The organism is Stenotrophomonas maltophilia group sp. P373, from assembly GCF_053295075.1.
Genome location: NZ_CM129994.1, coordinates 926119 through 941904 on the forward strand (window position 1 = coordinate 926119; position 15786 = coordinate 941904).

At 67.1% G+C, this 15786-nt stretch carries 14 protein-coding genes; 11 read left to right on the top strand and 3 right to left on the bottom strand.

All coding sequences use genetic code 11. The annotated features are described in order from the left end of the window. Window positions 1-49: 49 nt before the first annotated feature. The 3 genes from ACSYHF_RS04220 (at window position 50) to ACSYHF_RS04230 (ending at window position 1803) form a co-directional block, all read left to right on the top strand. A complete protein-coding gene (locus tag ACSYHF_RS04220; protein WP_005408235.1) occupies window positions 50-556 on the top strand; it encodes a hypothetical protein in 507 nt (168 codons plus the stop codon). A 20-nt stretch (window positions 557-576) separates the two neighbouring features. Then, complete coding sequence (locus ACSYHF_RS04225; RefSeq protein WP_262222150.1) at window positions 577-1383, top strand: pseudouridine synthase; 807 nt, start codon at window positions 577-579, stop codon at window positions 1381-1383. 84 nt (window positions 1384-1467) lie between these two features. Next, a complete protein-coding gene (locus ACSYHF_RS04230) occupies window positions 1468-1803 on the top strand; it encodes a hypothetical protein (protein ID WP_005415439.1) in 336 nt (111 codons plus the stop codon). 89 nt (window positions 1804-1892) lie between these two features. Here the strand turns inward: ACSYHF_RS04230 and kbl are convergent, their stop codons facing one another. After that, the gene (kbl, locus tag ACSYHF_RS04235; protein ID WP_005415440.1) at window positions 1893-3101 is read right to left on the bottom strand and encodes a glycine C-acetyltransferase; all 1209 of its coding nucleotides are present in this window, start codon (window positions 3099-3101) and stop codon (window positions 1893-1895) included. 205 nt (window positions 3102-3306) lie between these two features. Between kbl and ACSYHF_RS04240 the strand changes: the two genes are divergently transcribed. Continuing rightward, window positions 3307-4002, top strand: a complete 696-nt coding sequence (locus ACSYHF_RS04240) for a TorF family putative porin (RefSeq protein ID WP_134956049.1) — start codon at window positions 3307-3309, stop codon at window positions 4000-4002. A 194-nt stretch (window positions 4003-4196) separates the two neighbouring features. On the opposite strand, the gene tdh is transcribed toward ACSYHF_RS04240, so the two are convergent. Next, a complete protein-coding gene (gene tdh, locus ACSYHF_RS04245; protein ID WP_005415442.1) occupies window positions 4197-5219 on the bottom strand; it encodes an L-threonine 3-dehydrogenase in 1023 nt (340 codons plus the stop codon). A gap of 308 nt (window positions 5220-5527) precedes the next feature. On the opposite strand from tdh, the gene ACSYHF_RS04250 reads away from it, so the two are divergent. The 7 genes from ACSYHF_RS04250 (at window position 5528) to ACSYHF_RS04280 (ending at window position 14129) form a co-directional block, all read left to right on the top strand. Beyond that, window positions 5528-7690: a S46 family peptidase gene (locus ACSYHF_RS04250; protein ID WP_447576100.1), complete on the top strand. Its 2163-nt coding sequence runs from the start codon at window positions 5528-5530 to the stop codon at window positions 7688-7690. A gap of 200 nt (window positions 7691-7890) precedes the next feature. Further along, the gene (locus ACSYHF_RS04255) at window positions 7891-8535 is read left to right on the top strand and encodes a histidine phosphatase family protein (RefSeq protein ID WP_005415444.1); all 645 of its coding nucleotides are present in this window, start codon (window positions 7891-7893) and stop codon (window positions 8533-8535) included. 41 nt (window positions 8536-8576) lie between these two features. Next, window positions 8577-9848 carry a bifunctional tetrahydrofolate synthase/dihydrofolate synthase gene (gene folC / locus ACSYHF_RS04260; protein ID WP_070490517.1) on the top strand — a complete coding sequence of 424 codons (1272 nt, stop codon included), beginning with the start codon at window positions 8577-8579 and terminating at the stop codon, window positions 9846-9848. 80 nt (window positions 9849-9928) lie between these two features. After that, entirely contained in the window at window positions 9929-10972 is a 1044-nt protein-coding gene (locus ACSYHF_RS04265; RefSeq protein ID WP_069138935.1) for an SPOR domain-containing protein, read from the top strand. Window positions 10973-11018: 46 nt separating this feature from the next. Then, entirely contained in the window at window positions 11019-11798 is a 780-nt protein-coding gene (locus ACSYHF_RS04270) for a CvpA family protein (RefSeq protein ID WP_049414286.1), read from the top strand. A 30-nt stretch (window positions 11799-11828) separates the two neighbouring features. Beyond that, the gene (purF, locus tag ACSYHF_RS04275; RefSeq protein WP_049414284.1) at window positions 11829-13295 is read left to right on the top strand and encodes an amidophosphoribosyltransferase; all 1467 of its coding nucleotides are present in this window, start codon (window positions 11829-11831) and stop codon (window positions 13293-13295) included. Window positions 13296-13304: 9 nt separating this feature from the next. Then, on the top strand, window positions 13305-14129 hold the full coding sequence (locus tag ACSYHF_RS04280) for a ferritin-like domain-containing protein (RefSeq protein ID WP_065185786.1): 825 nt from the start codon (window positions 13305-13307) through the stop codon (window positions 14127-14129). Window positions 14130-14195: 66 nt separating this feature from the next. Here ACSYHF_RS04280 and ACSYHF_RS04285 read toward each other — a convergent pair whose 3' ends face one another. After that, window positions 14196-15653: a DUF2235 domain-containing protein gene (locus ACSYHF_RS04285; protein WP_111128354.1), complete on the bottom strand. Its 1458-nt coding sequence runs from the start codon at window positions 15651-15653 to the stop codon at window positions 14196-14198. Window positions 15654-15786: the final 133 nt, after the last annotated feature.

A 15786-nucleotide genomic window follows, 5' to 3' on the forward strand; every position in this document is an offset into this window, starting at 1 on the left:
CGCGGCATTGCTAAACTCGCCGCGTCACTTCCTTCCGTGGATGCCCCTCATGCTGCGCTCTGCATCGGCCGCCGTCCTGGCGCTGGCCCTGGTTCCCGCCGCCCACGCTGCGGTCGATTGCTCGGTCAACACCAGCGCCTCGCCGCTGCCGTTGCCGGCCACGACCATCGCGCCAGTGGCCGACGAGCTGTACATCCGTGGCAACCAGCTGGGCATGCCGGCCGGTGTGCTGAGCAGCAACTACGATCCGTCGCAGTCGCTGGACCAGGTGCTGCAGCGCCTGCGCATCGACGGCTGCCAGAACATCGCCAAGGCCATTCCGAGCGCACCGGCGGTGAAGCCGAACGATCCGGCGGCCTACAAGCCGCAGACCGAATTCGACAACACGCCCTGGCGCTTCGACATGAGCCAGAACGGCAAGCGCATGACCGCCGAAGAGTTCGACGCCTGGATGAAGGCGCGCGGCGTTCGCGTGGTCAAGGCGCGTCCGGCTCCGGCCGCCACTCCGGCCCCGGCCGAAGCACCGGCTGAGACCAAGCCGGTCGACAAGAAGTAAGCGCCGCGGGGAGCAGAGGCTTGCGCACGCGCCGCCCACCTGCCGCCCCCGCCGCCCGCTCCCGCGCACCGCGTGGGCGTGCGACTCCGGATGTCTCCAGTGGCGTGCGCCATGGCCTGGCGCGCGTGCTGTCCAAGGCGGGTGTGTGCTCGCGCAGCGAGGCCGCGCGCTGGATTGCCGAGGGCCGCGTACGCGTGTCCGGCCGCATCGTTCGTGATCCCGAGTTCCCGATTGCCAGTCCGCCCCCGCCGATCGAGGTCGACGGCCAGCCGATGGGGGCGCCGCAGCGCCTGTACCTGATGCTCAACAAGCCGCGCGGGGTGGTCACCACGGCGCAGGACGAGCGTGGTCGCGACACCGTGTATCGCTGCTTCGATGGTGCCGGCCTGCCGTGGATCGCGCCGGTCGGGCGCCTGGACAAGGCCAGCGAAGGCTTGCTGTTGTTCAGCAATGATCCGCAGTGGGCGGCGCACCTGACCGATCCGGAGACCGGCCCGCAGAAAACCTATCACGTGCAGGTGGATCGTCTGCCCGATGAGGACACCCTGGCCGCGCTGCGCGCCGGTGTCGAAGACGCGGGCGAGCTCCTCGCCGCCCGTGCCGTGCGCGTACTGCGCAGTGGCGACAAGACCGCATGGCTGGAGGTGGTCCTCGACGAGGGCCGCAACCGCCATATCCGCCGCCTGTTGGCGGCCTTCGACCTGCAGGTGCTGCGCCTGGTCCGGGTCGCGATCGGTGGGCTGGTGCTCGGCGATCTCGGCAAGGGCCAGTGGCGGGTTCTGCAGGTCAGCGACCAGCAGCGGCTGGGGGCCGCTGCACTGGGCTGATCATCGCCCGTGGCCGGCAGTTGCCGGCCGCCGTTCCAGGCGTAGGGGGCGCCTGGCTGTCGACATTCCCGAACGGAGCCTGCCATGTACCACCCGACCCTCAATCAAACCCTGCGCTGTGCAGGCCTGCTGCTGCCGATGGTGCTGCTGGCCGCCTGCGGCGGCCACAAGAAGGTGGCCAAGGCGGAAACGCCTGCCGAGACCCCGGTGGTGGAAGTGAAGACCCCGGAGCTGGATGGTCGCGGCAGTTACCGCTTCCTGATGAGCAACGGCGACAAGAAGATGACCGCCGATGAGTTCGATGCCTGGATGAAGGCCAACGGCATCCGCGTTGCCAAGGGCAATGGCCAGGACGCTGCCGCCAAGCCGGTAGTGGTGGCCAGCAAGGAAGAGCCGAAGGGCAAGAAGAAAAAGAAGTGACGCCAGTGGGTGCCGACCTCGGTCGGCACGCTTTGACCGTGCGGGGTCAGAGCCCTTTCCTGCGGAAAGGGATCCGACCCCGGCCGTGATCAGCCCTTGACCACGCCCAGTTCGACACCGATGCGGGTGAACGCATCAATCGCCCGGTCCAGGTGCTCGCGGCTGTGCGCGGCGCTGATCTGGGTACGGATGCGGGCCTGGCCCTTGGGCACCACCGGGAAGAAGAAGCCGATCGCGTAGATGCCTTCTTCCAGCAGGCGCTCGGCGAACTTCTGCGCCAACGGTGCGTCATACAGCATCACCGGGCTGATCGGATGCACGCCCGGCTTCACGTCGAAACCGGCGGCGGTCATCTTCTCGCGGAAGTAGGCGGTGTTCTCGGCCAGGGTGCTGCGCAGGTCGTCAGCGGCAGCCAGCATTTCGAACGCCTTGATGCCGGCGGCCACCACGTGCGGCGGCAGCGAGTTGGAGAACAGGTACGGGCGCGAGCGCTGGCGCAGCAGTTCGATCACCTCGGCGCTGGCGCAGGTGAAGCCGCCCAGTGCGCCGCCCATGGCCTTGCCCAGAGTGCCGGTGATGATGTCGATCTTCTCCAGCACCCCCTTCACTTCGGCCGAGCCGCGGCCGGTGGCGCCAAGGAAGCCGGTGGCGTGGCATTCGTCGATGTGCACCAGGGCGTTGTACTTCTTTGCCAGCGCGGTGATCTCGTCCAGCGGCGCGATGAAGCCATCCATCGAGAAAACGCCGTCGGTGGTGATCAGCTTGGTCTTGCAGCCGGCGGCATCGGCGGCCTGCAGCTGGGCTTCCAGATCGGCCATGTCACAGTTGGCGTAGCGGAAGCGCTTGGCCTTGCACAGGCGCACGCCGTCGATGATCGAAGCATGGTTCAGTGCATCGGAAATGATCGCGTCGTTCTCGCCAAGCAGCGGCTCGAACAGGCCGCCGTTGGCGTCGAAGCAGGCCGCGTACAGGATGGTGTCCTGCTTGCCGAAGAAGTCGGCGATCTGCTTTTCCAGCTGCTTGTGCAGGTCCTGCGTGCCGCAGATGAAGCGCACCGAGGCCATGCCGAAGCCGTGGGTATCGAGTGCGTCCTTGGCGGCCTGGATCAGGTCCGGATGGTCGGCCAGTCCCAGGTAGTTGTTGGCACAGAAATTCAGCACCTTGCGGCCGTCGTCGAGGGTGATCTCGGCCGACTGCGGGCTGGTGATGATCCGCTCGGACTTGAACAGGCCCTGGGCGCGGATGGCGTCCAGTTCCTCGGCGTAGTGGCGGGTCAGGGCGGAGGAGGCGTCGGTCATGGCGTGGGCACGGCTCTGAACGGGAAACCGCTGATTCTAACGGGCATCGCCGCTCGCCGACCGGCCCGGGCGGGGCATCGCCACGGCCGGCACATGTTGCATCGCAATAGCAAAGTGGTTAAAAATTCGTGAACCGGAGCTGTCCCGTTCCGGCCGATACGCCCGCCCTCGGCCTTCCACGCCACCGCCCCCACCGGAGACGCTCATGAAGCACGCCCGTGCCTGCCTCGCCATTGCCGCTGCCTTGACCCTGGCTGCCCCGTTCGCCGCCAGTGCCCAGGAAAACGAATCGCCGTACAGCTGGAACGTCACCGCCGTGTCGGACTACCTGTTCCGTGGTGTCTCGCAGACCGACGAAAAGCCGACCCTGCAGGCCGGTTTCACCTACACCTCGCCGGTAGGCCTGTATGCCGGTGTCTGGGGGTCGGGCGTAGACTTTGGTCCGGGCGACCCGAACACCGAGGTCGACTACCAGATCGGTTACGGCGTGGACGTCACCCCGCGCGTCAACTTCGATGTGCTGCTGAACCGCTATACCTACATCGGTGCCAGCAACCAGAACTACAACGAGCTGGTGACCACCACCACGCTGGATGAGACCTACAAGCTGACCGTGGCCTACACCAATGACCAGTGGAACAGCGGCACCGACGGTTGGTACTACGGTGTCGGCGGCCAGTGGGGCCTGCCGCGTGACTTCACCCTCAACGCCAATGTCGGCCGCAGCAGCTTCGAGAAGGGCCTGGCCAAGGACTACACCGACTGGAACGTCGGCGTCAGCCGCCAGTTCGGCCTGTTCAACGTCGGCCTGGGCTACTACGGTACCGACGGCAATGGCCGTGACAACTCGGGCAAGCTGGCACACAGCCGCGTGCTGCTGACCGTGGCCATCGGCAAGTAACCCTTGCTTCGGTAGGTGCCAGGCTTGCCTGGCATGCTTTACGAAAAAGGCGCCCATCGGGCGCCTTTTTCAATTCCGCAGTGTTCTTGATCCCATCCGGGGGAGAGCCCCCTTGTTGTTCAAGGGGGCGCGCCAATGGCGCGGGGATAAGGAAACATGCGCGGACTGATTCAACGTGCCGAGGGCACGGTGAATCAGTTCCAGCTGAGCACGACCTTGCCGGCCTTGCCTTCTTCCATCAGGTCGAAGCCCTTCTGGAAGTCGTCGATCGGCAGCTGGTGGGTCATCACCTTGCCGAGCGGGAAGCCGGACAGCACCAGCTGGGTCATCTTGTACCAGGTCTCATACATCTTGCGGCCGTAGATGCCCTGCACGGTCAGGCCCTTGAAGATGATCTTGTCCCAGTCGCAGCCGGCACCCTTGGGCATGATGCCCAGCATGGCGATCTTGCCACCGTGGTACATGCAGTCGAGCATGTCGTTGAACGCACGAGGGTTGCCGCTCATTTCCAGGCCCACATCGAAGCCCTCCATGTGCAGTTCCTTCATCACGTCCTTCAGCGACTGGTTGGCGACGTTGACCACCCGGGTGGCGCCCATGTCGGCGGCCAGCTTCAGGCGGAAGTCGTTGACGTCGGTCACCACCACGTTGCGCGCACCGATGTGCTTGCAGATGCCGGCAGCGATGATGCCGATCGGGCCCGCGCCGGTGATCAGCACGTCCTCACCGATCACGTCGAATTCCAGTGCGCAGTGCGCTGCGTTGCCGTACGGGTCGAAGAACGCGGCCAGCTCCGACGGGATCTGGTCCGGGATCGGCCACAGGTTGCTGGCCGGCATCACCATGTATTCGGCAAAGGCACCATTGACGTTGACGCCGATGCCGACGGTGTTCGGGCACAGGTGCGGGCGGCCGCCGCGGCAGTTGCGGCAGTGGCCGCAGACGATGTGGCCTTCGGCCGAGACGCGCTGGCCGATCTCGTAGCCGGTCACGCCCGGGCCGATTTCGGCAATGCGGCCGACAAATTCATGGCCGATGGTCAGGCCCGGCTTGATCGTGCGCTGGCTCCACTCGTCCCACAGGTAGATGTGCAGGTCGGTACCGCAGATCGCGGTCTTCTCGAGCTTGATCAACACCTGGTTGGGGCCCGGAGTCGGCACCGGAACCTCTTCCATCCAGATGCCCTTGGCTGCTTCGCGCTTGACCAGGGCCTTCATCGTTTGCTGCGCCATCGGGGTGGAACTCATCAGGGGGAAAGCGCGGATTATAGGGTGCCGCGCGGATTTCCCATGTTGCGCTGCGGGTGCAGTGGCGGAACGAAAGGCGTGCGCCGGCGGGCGTTTCGAACGTACTGCGAACAGCGGCGCCTCCCTGATTCCGGGGCAGGGTGACCACGCCCCCTCTGGACGATTCCGTGTGCGCGGCCGATGTGCGCAGAGCAAGAAGCAGGCCCATGACTTCCGGGGTTCGGGCCGGGGCAGGGCGGCGGGCTACAATCGAGGGTTCCACTACCAGGGGCCGCTCCATGCGCTCGAACCTGCTTGCATTCTCCATCGTCGCCAGCCTTGGGCTGGTCCAGGTCGCCCACGCCGCAGAAGGCATGTGGGTGCCGCAGCAGCTGCCGGAAATTGCCGGGCCGCTGCAGAAGGCCGGCCTGAAGCTGTCCCCGGAGCAGCTGGCCGACCTGACCGGTGACCCGATGGGTGCGGTGGTTGCGCTGGGGGGCTGCACCGCCAGCTTCGTCTCGCCGCAGGGCCTGGTGGTCACCAACCACCACTGCGCGTATGGCGCCATCCAGCTGAATTCGACCGCGCAGAAGAACCTGATCAAGGACGGCTTCAACGCGCCGACCCTGAAGGACGAACTGAGCGCCGGCCCGAACGCCCGCGTGTTCGTGCTCGACCAGATCACCGACGTCACCGCCCAGGCCAAGGCCGCCATCGCCGCCGCCGGCAACGACCCGCTGGCCCGCAGTCGCGCGCTGGACGCCTTCGACAAGGCCCAGGTTGCCGCCTGTGAAGCCGATGCCGGCTTCCGCTGCCGCCTGTACAGCTTCTCCGGCGGCAACACCTATCGCCTGTTCCGCAACATGGAAATCAAGGACGTGCGCCTGGTCTACGCGCCCCCGGGCAGCGTCGGCAAGTTCGGCGGCGACGTCGACAACTGGATGTGGCCGCGCCACACCGGCGATTTCTCGTTCTACCGCGCCTACGTCGGCAAGGACGGCAAGCCGGCCGCCTTCGCCGCCGATAACGTGCCGTACCAGCCCAAGCACTTCCTGAAGTTCGCCGACCAGCCGCTGGGCGCCGACGACTTCGTGATGGTGGCCGGCTACCCGGGCCGCACCAACCGCTACGCGCTGGCCGGTGAGTTCAACGAAACCGCCAGCTTCACCTACCCGACCATCGCCAAGCACTACAACGCCGTGCTGAAGATGATCGCCGACGCCGGCAAGGCCGACGCCGACGTCAAGGTGAAGTACGCTGCCACCGCCGCCAGCATGAACAACGTGGCCAAGAACTACCTGGGCCAGCTGGAAGGCTTCAAGCGCATCGACGCCGCCGGCCAGAAGCAGGCTGAAGAAGCTGCCGTGCTGGCCTGGCTGAAGAAGCAGGGTGCCGCCGGCAAGCCGGCCCTGGCGGCGCACGCGCAGCTGGTCAAGCACCTGGATACCAGCAAGGCGACCCGCGAGCGCGACCTGTTCGTCGGGCAGTTCAACAACACCTCGGCCGTTGGTGCGGCAATCACCCTGTACCGCCTGTCGATCGAGCGCAGCAAGCCGGATGCCGAGCGCGAAGCCGGTTACCAGGAACGCGACCTGACCACCATCGAAGGTGGCCTCAAGCAGATGGACCGCCGCTATGTGGCGAAGATGGACCAGCAGCTGCAGGCCTACTGGCTGGAGCAGTACGTGGCCCTGCCGGCCGCGCAGCGCGACAATGAAGTGCTGAACAAGTGGCTGGCCGGTAGCGATGCCAACGCAGTCAAGGCGCTGGTGGGCAAGCTGTCGGGCACCGAGCTCGGCAGCCTGGACGCACGCCTGAAATGGTTCAAGGCCGACCGTGCCGCATTCGAAGCCAGCAGCGATCCGGCCATCCAGTACGCCGTGGCTGTCATGCCGGCACTGCTGAAGCAGGAAGAGCAGAAGAAGATCCGCGAAGGTGAATCGCTGACCGCACGTCCGCTGTACCTGCAGGCCGTGGCCGACTACAAGAAGAGCCAGGGCGAGTTCGTCTACCCGGACGCCAACCTGTCGCTGCGCATCACCTTCGGCAACGTCATGGGCTACGGCAAGGACGGCGTGAAGTACACCCCGTTCACCACCCTGGAAGGCGTGGCGGCGAAGGAAACCGGTGAAGATCCGTTCGATTCGCCGAAGGCGCTGCTCGATGCGGTCAAGGCCAAGCGTTATGGCGGCCTGGAAGACAAGCGCATCGGTTCGGTGCCGGTGAACTTCCTGTCCAACCTGGACATCACCGGCGGCAACTCGGGTTCGCCGGTGCTGGACGCCAACGGCAGGCTGGTCGGCCTGGCATTCGATGGCAACTGGGAATCGGTCAGCTCCAACTGGGTGTTCGACCCGGTGATGACCCGCATGATCGCCGTCGACAGCCGCTACATGCAGTGGATCATGCAGGAAGTGGCGCCGGCGCCGCAGCTGCTGAAGGAACTGAACCTGGCGAAATAAACCGGTTGCGGTAGTGCCGGCCGCTGGCCGGCAAACCCGACCCGATGGCCGGGAATTCCGAAACCCCGCGACCCACGTCGCGGGGTTTTTTCATGCCCGCCCCGACCCGGCGCGCCGAACAGGTATCATCCGTGTTCCGCGCACTTCACAGGATGTGAACGAAACGCGGGAACCTCCTCCCCCCAGGACCCCTTGCACGCATGCGCATCCTGCTTGCCCGCCACGGTGAAACGCCGTGGAACGCCGAAGGCCGCTATCAGGGCCAGATCGACATCCCGCTGTCGCCGATCGGCGAAGCCCAGGCCCAGGCACTGGGTGCCCGCCTGGCCTCGGTCGACATCACCCGTGCCGTCGCCTCGCCGCTGTCGCGCGCGCAGCGCACCGCGCAGCTGGCGCTTGGCGCCGCCCGTGCCGACATGCTGCTGACCGAGCCGGAACTGCAGGAAATCGCCCACGGCGAATGGGAAGGGCTGCTGGCCAGCGAGATCCACGAGAAGGATCCGTCGCGCCTGCAGGCCTGGCGCGAGGAGCCGGATACCGTGCTGATGCCCGGCGGCGAATCGCTGCGCCTGGTGCTGGAGCGCAGCTGGCGCGGCCTGGCCCGCGCCACCGACGGCCTCGGCGAGCACGACACCCTGCTGGTGGTTGCCCATGACGCGGTGAACCGCGTGATCCTGTGCAAGGTGCTGGGCCTGCCGATCTCCCGCCTGTGGACCTTCCGCCAGGCACCGACCACGCTCAACCTGCTCGAAGGCGCCGACCTTGACAGCCTGGAAGTGGTGCGCCTGAACGACTGCGCCCACCACACGCCGTTCTTCGGCGAAGCCAAGCACCGCGCACTCTGATCGATCCCCTCGCACCAACTGCTTCTGCTGGAACCGCTGCCGTGACGAACACCCCGACCACCCTGGCCGACTGGCTGGACTACATTGAACGCCAGCATCCGGCGAGCATCGACATGGGCCTGGAGCGCGTGCGCGCCGTGGCCACGGCGATGGGCCTGGGGGCGCCGGCCAAGCGCACCATCGTGGTCGGTGGCACCAACGGCAAGGGCTCCACCGTGGCCTTCATCGAAGCCATTGCACGTGCCGCCGGCTGGAAGGTCGGCGCGTACACCTCGCCGCACCTGCTGCGCTACAACGAGCGCGTGCGCATCGACGGCCAGGACGTGGACGATGCCGCGCTGGTCGCTGCGTTCAGTGCGGTCGAGGCCGCGCGTGGCGAGACCACGCTGACCTATTTCGAGTACGGCACGCTGGCTGCGCTGCAGCTGTTCGCCGACGCCGGGCTGGACCTGGCGGTGCTGGAAGTGGGCCTGGGCGGCCGCCTGGATGCGGTCAACATCGTCGATGCCGACGTGGCGGTGATCACCACCGTGGACATCGACCACGCCGAATGGCTGGGCGAGGACCGCGAGGCGATCGGCACCGAGAAGGCCGGCATCATCCGCGGCTGGAAGCCGGTGATCCTGGGCGAGACCGACCCGCCCTCGAGCGTGCTCGCGCGTGCCTACCTGGTCGGTGCCAACGCGATCCGCGGCGGCAGCGACTATTTCTACGAGCCGATCGATGCCCAGCGCTGGCGCTGGCGGGACGTTGGCCTGCGCATGGAACTGCCAACCCCGGCGCTGGCCGGGCCGATCCAGCTGGCCAATGCGGGTGCCGCCATTGCTGCGCTGCGCGCGCTGGACAAGCCGGTGCCGCGCGCGGCGTGGGCCGCCGGTATCGCGGCGGCGCGCATTCCGGGCCGCCTGCAGGCGTTCGAGCGTGGCGGTGTGCAGATCCGCGTCGACGTCGGGCACAACCCGCAGGCGGCGGGCCAGCTGGCGCGCGCGCTGAAGGCCGAGGCGTCGGCCGGGCGCACCTTGGCGGTGTATGCCGCATTGCAGGACAAGGACGCGGCGGGCGTGGTGCAGGCATTGCAGGGCGTGGTTGGCGAGTGGACCCTTGCCGGCCTGGACGGCCCGCGCGGCCAGAGTGCCGCCCAGTTGCAGGCGCGCCTGGCCGAGACCGCTGCTGGCAGCGCGCAGCTGGCCGCTTCGGTCGAACAGGCGCTGGCGCAGGTACTGGCCCGGGCCGAGCGCGGTGACCGCGTACTGGTGTTTGGCTCCTTCCATACCGCTGCCGCCGCGTTGCAGTGGTTGCAGGGCAGCGCCTGAGCCACGTTCAGCCAATCCCGACGCCGTCCGGTCCGGCACCCGTATAATCGACCGCAACCTCCGGACAGTTGCCGCCTCACGTGGATACGCCTCTGAAACAGCGTCTGATTGGTGCCATCGTGCTGGTTGCACTGGCCGTGATTTTCCTGCCGATGCTGGTCAAGGGGCCTGCACCGGACAGCGGCGTGGCCTCGGTGCCGATCGCCGCGCCGGATGCACCGGCCGATGGCCAGTTCGAAACCCGTGAACTGCCGCTGGTGGCCCCGGCCGGTGGGGCTACCGGCCTGCAGACCGGGCAGGCCAAGCCGCTGCAGGAGGCCGCCACGCCGGCCACGCCGCCGACCGTGGACACGTCCCCGGCGGTTGCCGCTGGCAACTACGCCGTCACTTTCGGCGCATACGGCAGCAAGGCCGACGCCGATGCCGTGATCGCCTACCTGCAGCGCTCGCAGCTGCCGGGCTTCGCAGAAGCGACTACCATCAACGGCCGTCAGGCATGGCGTGTGCGCGTGGGGCCGTATGCCGACCGTGCACAGGCCGAGGCGGCCCGGCTGCAGGCGGTGAAGATCCGCGCCGATGTGAAGGCCGAAGTGATCACTCTGGATGCCGCAACGGGCAGCAGCGCCCCGGTGGCAGCTACCCCGGCACCGGCTACGCCAAGCGCCAGTACCCCGTCCGCAGCCACCTCGCCGTCCGCCAGCAGCAACCCGGTGCGCAGCGAAAGCCTGCCGCCGAGTACGCCGACTGCGACGGCCACTCCGGCGGCCAAGCCCGAGCCGCCGAAGCCGGCGCCGAAGCCCGAAACCCCGAAGCCCGAGCCGAAGCCGGAGGCCACCGCCAGCAAGCCGGCGACGGCACCGGCCACGCCGGCTGCACCGGCGGCCAGCGGCGTCGGCTTCGCCGTGCAGCTGGGCGCGTTCGGCCAGGCCAGCGATGCCAATGCGCTGCGTGACAAGGTCCGTGCTGCCGGCTTCAGCGCCTTCGTCGAGCAGGTGCGTACCGAAAAGGGCACCCTGCATCGCGTCCGTGTCGGACCGGTGGCTAACCGGGCTGACGCCGAACAGCTGAAGGCGCAGGTCGCCGCCAAGGTTGGCGTCGCCGGCATGGTCCGACCGCACCCATGACCGACGTGCAGGCCCGTTGCCAGCGCCGCCGAAGGAGCGGGGCGCCATGATCGACGTGGTGCTGCTGATCGTGATCGCTGCCTCGACCCTGCTCGGGATGCTGCGTGGCTTCGTGGGAATCGTCATCGGCACGTTGTCGTGGCTGCTGGCCGCGTGGGCGGCCTTCGCCTTCGGCAACGATGCCGCGCGCTGGTGGGCGGCACCCGCGGCACCTGGCGGCGAACATTTCGTCGGCGGCTACCTGGGCGTGGGTATTGGCGTGATGATCGTGGTCGCGGTGATCGGCATGGTCATCAAGGCGATGATCCACCGCAGCATGCTGACCAGCCTGGACCGGTTGCTGGGCGGTGTACTGGGGGCCGTGCGTGGTGGCCTGATCGCGGCGATCCTGGTGCTGCTGGCCGGCTTCACCCCGCTGACCGCCGAGCCCTCCTGGAAGCGCTCGGCGGTTCGCCCGGTGCTGAATCCGGCCGTGGCATGGATGAACGGGAAGCTGCCGCGCTGGCAGGTACCCGGCGCCGATATGCTGCCCAAGGCCTTGCCGACCGACATGCTGTCCCCATCTGCATTGATGGAATTGGGGAAGAACGCAGGCGCCGGGTTGGGAAAGCCGGGCGCGGCAGGCGATAATGGCATCCTCAACCAGGTAGTGGCGGGCGGCGGATGGCTGCGGCCCGCGAAAGCGGAACAGGGCGATGCATACGATCCGGCCGAAGTGCGCCCGGACGCCCCAGCACTGCCGGACAGTATCGAGCCGGACGATCCGGCCAATGTCGACCGCAGGCGCGGCGACCACCGCGGCCAGGTACGGCCACCTTCCTTGTAACTGGGCACAGCCCAGCGGAGACCTCGCACCATGTGTGGCATCGTCGGAATCGTCGGCAACCAGAACGTCGCCGGGCAGTTGTATGACGGCTTGACCGTTCTCCAGCATCGCGGCCAGGACGCGGCAGGTATCGCCACCGCCAATGGCAGCCGCCTGCGGGTGCAGAAGGCCACCGGCCTGGTCCGCGATGTGTTCGACGCCCGCACCATGTCCACGCTGGAAGGCAGCGTCGGCATCGCGCACGTGCGCTATCCGACGGCAGGTTCGGAAGGCATGGACGAGGCACAGCCGTTCTACGTGAATTCGCCTTACGGCATCGCGCTGGCCCACAACGGCAACCTGATCAACACCGAGGCGCTGCGCCAGCAGGTGTTCGAACAGGACCGGCGCAACGTCAACACCGATTCGGACAGCGAAGTGCTGTTGAACGTGTTTGCCTACGAACTGGAGCAGCAGCGCCAGCTCAGCCCGGAAGCCGCGATCCGCGCGGTGGCCGGCGTGCATCGCCGCTGCAAGGGCGGCTATGCAGTGGTCAGCGTGGTGCTGGGCCTGGGCCTGGTGGCCTTCCGCGACCCGCATGGCATCCGCCCGCTGGTGCTGGGCAAGCGCAGCCACGCAGAAGGCGACGAGTACATCGTGGCGTCCGAGTCGGCCGCGCTGGACGTGCTGGGTTTCCAGCGCGTGCGTGACGTGCAGCCGGGCGAAGCGCTGGTGATCACCGCGCGCGGCGAGCTGTTCTCGGAAATCTGCGCCGAGCCGGCCGAGCACACCCCGTGCATCTTCGAATACGTGTACTTCGCGCGACCGGATTCGATGATCGACAACGTCTCGGTGCACAAGGCACGCATGCGCATGGGCATCAAGCTGGGCGAGAAGATCCTGCGCCTGCGCCCGGACCACGACATCGACACCATCATCCCGATCCCGGATACCTCGCGCGATGCCGCGCTGGAGATCTCCAATGTCCTCGGGGTGAAGTACCGCGAAGGCTTCATCAAGAACCGCTACATCGGCCGCACCTTCATCATGCCGGGGCAGGGGGAACGCGTGAAGTCGGTGCGCCGCAAGCTCAACCCGATCCACCTGGAGTTCCGCAACCGCGTGGTGCTGCTGGTGGACGATTCGATCGTGCGTGGCACCACCAGCCAGCAGATCGTGCAGATGGCCCGTGATGCCGGCGCGCGCAAGGTCTACCTGGCCAGCGCCGCGCCGCCGGTGCGCTACCCGAACATCTACGGCATCGACATGCCGGCGGCCGAAGAGCTGGTCGCGCACAACCGCACGGTGGAAGAGATCGAGGCCCACCTGGGCTGCGACTGGCTGATCTACCAGGACCTGGAAGACATGGAAGCGGCGGTGAGCGAAGGCAACCCGGCGCTGCGCAGCTTCGATTCGTCCTGCTTCAACGGCCACTACCCGACCGGTATCGAGCCGGGCTACTTCGAGCGCATCCAGCAGTTGCGTTCGGACGATGCCAAGCACAAGCGCCGCGCCTGAGGATCAGGCGTGGTGGATGTGCCCGACGTTGGTGGCGACCTGCTGCGCGCTGCGCAGCAGTGCCTGGCTGAAGCCGATCCGCTGCGCAAGGTTGCATTGACCCAGGCGTATGCGGCCGCGTTCCGTGCCGGTCGCCTGAAGGTGGCCGCGGATGCGCCGCCGCCGGATCCGATCTGCATGCCGGGTCGTCCGGGACGACTGGTGCTGGTGCATCCGCGCGAGGTACCACGGCGTGGACTGGGCGGCGTGGAAGGGCGGGCTGCCTTCATCCACGCCATCGCCCATATCGAGCTCAACGCGATCGACCTGGCCTGGGACGCGGTGTACCGGTTCCGGGGCCTGCCGTCGGCGTTCCATGCTGATTGGGTCAGCTGTGCCGATGACGAATCGCGGCATTTCATGCTGCTGCACGAGCGCCTGCAGGTGCATGGCCACGACTATGCTGATTTCCCCGCACACAACGGTCTGTGGGAAATGTGCGAAAAGACCGCGCATGACGGCCTGGCGCGCATGGCGCTGGTGCCGCGCGTGCTGGAAGCGCGTGGCCTGGACGTCACCCCGGGCATGATCGAGAAGCTGCGCAATGTCGGTGATGGCGAAACCGCCGATGTGCTGGAGGTGATCCTGCGCGAGGAAGTGGCGCATGTTGCCGCCGGTTCGCGCTGGTATCGCTGGTACTGCGACCGCGCCGGTGTCGAGCCGCGCGCGCGTTTCAAGGAGCTGCTGGTGGAGTACGCCGGCGGCTACCTGCATGGGCCGTTCAACATGGAAGCGCGCCTGCTGGCTGGATTCGATGCGGACGAACTCGCCAACCTGGTCGAGCAGGCCGTTTGAAAAAAAGGGACGGAGGGAATTAAGTCGTTTTGGCACAAACGACTTAATTCCCTCCGTCCCTTTTTTTCATGCGTTCGGCAGTACCACGCGCTTGCCATCCACCGTTGGACGGTTGATGTAGAACAGGCCGGGGCCCGGCCGGTACGGCAGCTCGCTGACGCCGGCATCGGCGGCGTAGGTCAGTGCGGTGTCGCCCAGCGCGTCGAAGTTCCAGTGCGCCGACTGCATCAGGTAACGCCGCCGCAACAGCGCCTCCTGGGTTTGCGTCAGTGGCTGTCCGGCCACCAGTCGTCGTGCGATGGGTTGCAGGGCGGACGGCAGCTCCCAGCCGGGGACTGCGTTGGCATTGGCCGTCCATCGCACGCCGGCATCAATGGCATGCTGCTGCATCACCTGAAGCGCGATCAGCTGGTAGCGCCAGTCGATGCGCCGGCGCAACACCACGGCCGCCGTCACGTACAGCACCGGTGACAGCACTACGCTGCGGCTGCCGGCGCGACGCTGTTGCTGCCACTGGTGCCAGACATCCACCCAGACTTCCTTTTCGTCCAGGCCCAACTGCTGCCGCCAGCGCTCGGCGTCGGCCTGTGCCTCGGCGTAGGCCGTGGTCGCCTGCAGGATCGCCAGCGGTGGCGTCTGGTACTCGGCCACGCTCGGGCGGCGCAGCAGCTGCCGGCGCGGGCGACTGAGCAGCTTGGGCCCTTCTTCGAGCTGGTTGTAGCCGCCGCCGATGTTGGCGTGTACGCCGGGCAGGGCGATCTCGGTGAACGTTGGCGCCACGCTGGTCAATGGATAGTGCTGGCGATGCTCGTCACGCGCGCTCAGTTGCAGCACCTGCCTGGCAACGCCTGCATGCAGCGCGAGATGAGGTTGTTCGTCGGTGCGGCCACCGCTGACCGCAACCACCGTGTCGAACAGGCCGATGAAGCGCAGCGGCGGAGCGGCCGGGGCGAAGTCCGTTGTGCAGGACAGGCCAGCGGCCTGCAACAGCTGCCGCCAGCGGGTGCGATCCCAAGCCTGCAACTGGTTGGCCACATCGCGCGCGGCGGCCGCACCCCGTGAAAAGCCGAACAGATCCAGCTGCACGCCACGCACTGGTCGCTGCCAGCGTGCAGCGAGTGCACCCAGTGCCGCCGGCAGCAGCACCTGCAGCGCACGCTGCACTTTGGCGCGCACACCGCTGGCGCCAATGCCGAACGCCAGTCCGATCAGGTCGTCGTCGGCGTCATCGCGGGTACCGACACCTTCCACGTAGATCGACAGGGACGGGGGCGCCGATGTCCCGCTGCGGCTGTCCGGGTACAGCTGCTGCAGGCGGGCGATGTTGGTCAGGCCATTGTCGTAGCTGCTGGTCAACCGGCTCTGGTAGGTCGAATCGTCATCCGCACGCAGCTGCGCCGGGCGCGGCTGCGGCAGCTGGGGCCTGCCACGGGCCAGGTTGTGTGCGTTGTTGCGGGTGCCATCGAAGAACAGCCCGATCCGCAGCAAGCCGACATCTTCGTCCGTGTCCTGCGATGGTGCCATGTGCATTCCCCGTCGTGGCTGCGTCACGGTAGCGCGAAAGCGGTGTGTTAGCGACGTGTAGTAACGCTTTTGACCTTACTTAACCCAGATGCGGCCGATCACAAATCCTGATTTTCACTTCTCTCGCCTATTG